Source organism: Oleiphilus sp. HI0128 (assembly GCF_001635365.1).
In genome coordinates, this window is the sequence record NZ_LWGG01001081.1 from 1 (window position 1) to 455 (window position 455).

Annotated in this window: 1 protein-coding gene; it reads right to left on the reverse strand. The window is 45.9% G+C overall.

Translation table 11 applies throughout. The features are described from left to right. Positions 1-455, reverse strand: a 455-nt coding sequence (locus A3763_RS28860) for a hypothetical protein (protein ID WP_197482963.1), incomplete at both ends; no start/stop codon positions are given.

The window sequence follows — 455 nt, forward strand, 5'->3', positions numbered from 1 at the left end:
AGTTAAACCCCAAACCCGCCCGAAGCTGATGAATATTCTGCTCGACAGTTAAGGGAAGAACATTGAGGTCAAGTAGACGCCAGTCAACAGACTCGAAGGCATAGCGACCTAAAGTATAAAAAGTACGGGATTTTGTTAGTGGCCAATATAACTCCGTATTTAACTCAGGATCACTTCCCAGCTCTAGTTGCGAACGCCACTCTCCACCATTAACGCTTAGGTTAGTCGCGGTATAAGCCAAATCAAGATCCGTCTTTGACTGATCGGTAAAATTGGTTTCCCAGCCCAAGCCAAACTCAAGGAAGTTCGGCCCCCAATCTTTTCCTTCGGCAGTAACTATGACACTGTGCTGATCGTTCTCGGGGATTATTCTGGCATCAACTCGCTGAAACTCATCAAGGGAATATACTCGACTTAATGCCTGGTTAAGTTGACTCGGACTTAACTTCTCACCC